The 2,378-nt window shown below is 75.0% G+C and carries 2 protein-coding genes; both read right to left on the bottom strand.

Going from position 1 to position 2,378, the window contains the following annotated elements; translation table 11 throughout:
- Positions 1–601: 601 nt before the first annotated feature.
- Positions 602–1,327 carry a PIG-L deacetylase family protein gene (locus AC0CYZ_RS03375; protein ID WP_472212342.1) on the bottom strand — a complete coding sequence of 242 codons (726 nt, stop codon included), beginning with the start codon at positions 1,325–1,327 and terminating at the stop codon, positions 602–604.
- Positions 1,328–1,336: 9 nt separating this feature from the next.
- Positions 1,337–2,242 (bottom strand): SWIM zinc finger family protein, encoded by a 906-nt coding sequence (locus tag AC0CYZ_RS03370; RefSeq protein ID WP_472212340.1) that lies wholly within the window; start codon positions 2,240–2,242, stop codon positions 1,337–1,339.
- Positions 2,243–2,378 lie beyond the last annotated feature (136 nt).

The raw sequence follows: 2,378 nt of genomic DNA, 5'->3' as shown, positions 1-2,378 counted from the left end.
CGGTCCAGGACGCCCTGTGCGAACTCGGCGTTCTCCGCGCGGTCGAGCGCGGCCCGCTTCTCGGTGTCGACCTCACCCACGGGAGCGACGGTAGAGATCGACGACGCCGGCCGGGTCCGCTTCGGCGGAATCGGGGCGCGGGCGGTGCAGGGCGTCGACGCGCGGCGCACACACTCTGCCGGCAGCGGGGCACGGTTCTGGGGAAAGCGACGCGCGGCGCACACACTCGGCCGGCAGTCGGGCACGGTTCTGGGGGAACCGACGCGGGGCGCACACATCGTGTTCGCGAACGCCCTGCGGTCGCGCCGCGGCCGAGCGGCCGGGCGGCCGGTCTCAGCCGAGTGAGCTCCGGGGCCGCGAGGACCGCCGGCCGCGCCCGGAGTGGACCTCAGGGGTGCCGGGCGCAGCCGTGGGCGTCCACTCGATGAGGCCGCGGCGGGGAGTACGACGACCTTGCGGTGTGTGCGGCGCGCTGGTTTCGACGGGGTCGAACCACGTGTCCGGCGCGGTGTGTGTGCGGCGCGCTGGTTCCTACAGGGTCGAGCGCCGGCCCGTCCTTCGTGTGCGTCGCGCACAGGGCCGCGACGGCCCCCGTCGTGCCCTACTTCGTGTCGAGGACGAGGTAGCCCTCGGCGTAGCGACGCTCGTCCTCGGGCGTGCCGTCCTCGCACCACCCCGCCGCCTTGGCTTGGGCGTAGCCCCACATCTGCATCCGCTGGGCGAGGTCGTCCATGTGGCCGGTCTGGCTGACGTGGGCCTTCAGGGCGGCGATCTTCGCCTCCATGTGGTCGGTGATGTCGACGTAGGTGTCGGCACCTTCGCCCGGGTTCGAGATCCAGGTCTCCCCCACCGTCCAGGCCTCGAGGCCCTCGTCGGCGAGGAGCTCCGGGTGGGCGAACGGGTTGCGCGCGTCGGGGTAGACCGCGCACATCGCCGCCTCGCCGGCCGCGATGTGGTCGGGGTGGCTGCCGTAGGTGCTGCGCAGGTTGCGGGTGGGCGAGGGGACGACGACGCGGTCGGGACGGTGGCGGCGGATCGAGCGGGAGATGTCGCGCCGCAGCTCGTGGGTGACGTAGAGCCGGCCGTCGGGGTGACCGAGCCAGTCGATCTCGCCGACCCCGTACACGTCGGCGGCGGCCCGCTGCTCCTGGCGGCGCAGCTCGGCCATCTCGGTGCGCCCGACCGCCTCGTCGTAGCCGCCGGCGTCGCCGTCGGTGCAGATGCAGTAGGCGACGGTGTTCCCCTCGGCCACCCAGCGGGCCACCGAGCCGCCGCTGCCGAAGTCGATGTCGTCGGGGTGCGCGACGATCAGGAGGATGCTGGCCACGGCACCGTTCTACCCGTTCGGCGTCCCGAAGCGGCGGTAGAGGGGCCGGAGGGCCTCGCGGGCGTCGACCTCGGAGCCGTCGGGAGCCTCACCCGTCACACGCACCCCGAGCGGCGGCATCTCGTCGAGCAGCGCCTCCGAGCGGCCGGGGTCGGGGCGGGCGGCCACGACGTCGGGCAGCGGGCCGCCCGCGTCGAAGTACCGACCGACCACCGCGGCCAGCGGCGTCACGCCGGGCTCGACGTCGTCGCGGTGCGAGCGGATGCCGGCCAGCAGCGTCGCCCGGTCCCGGCCCCGCCAGCGCAGGATGAGGAACGGGTCGTCGTCGAAGCGCTCGGCGACGAGGTAGGCGACCGCGGCCAGGTGCTTGCACGGCACCGACCAGTCCGGGCAGGAGCAGTCCATCGGCATCTCCCGCGCCCCCGTCGGGAAGAGCGAGAGGCCGACCGAGGCGAAGACGTCCTCGAGGTCGTCGGGCACGCTGCCGCCGAGCAGCGACGCGGCGTACCAGGAGTCGCGGGCGAACGCGCTCTCCACGGCCTCCCAGGCCTCCTCGGCGAACGGCGTCAGGCCGATCCGGGCGCGGTAGGGCTCGGGGCGGCTGCCCTGCACGGTCGCGACGACCTCGCCGGGGTCGATCGCGAGGTCGATCACCTGGCCGGCGCGCGCGTAGGTCTTGCCGCGGGTCAGCCGGCCCCCGACGCCGAGCTTCTCGAGCACCGCCAGGAACCGCCCGGACCACCACGACTCGCCGATCGCCCCGCGCCGGCTCCGCGCGGCGACCCCGCCCTCGACGGCGATGCGCCGGCCGTACTCCGAGAAGTCCCGCAGGCCGTCGTCGGGCGGGGCGGCGGCGCGGGGATCGGGGAACTTCTCGCGGAACGGCGTGCGCGGCCGGCGGGACTCAGGGGGCACCGGGGCCCCCGTCCAGGTCGACCGGTTCGTCCACGTCGTCGTCCGCGTCGTCCGCGTCGTCCTCCGCTCCGGCGGGCTCGTCGAGGGCGACGAGCCGGCGGAGGTCGTCGGTGGACAGGCCGGTGAGCCAGTCGGG

Source organism: Actinomycetospora sp., from assembly GCF_055612215.1.
The sequence above is the reverse complement of the archived record's forward strand: the minus strand, read 5'-3'. Positions and strand labels throughout refer to the sequence as shown.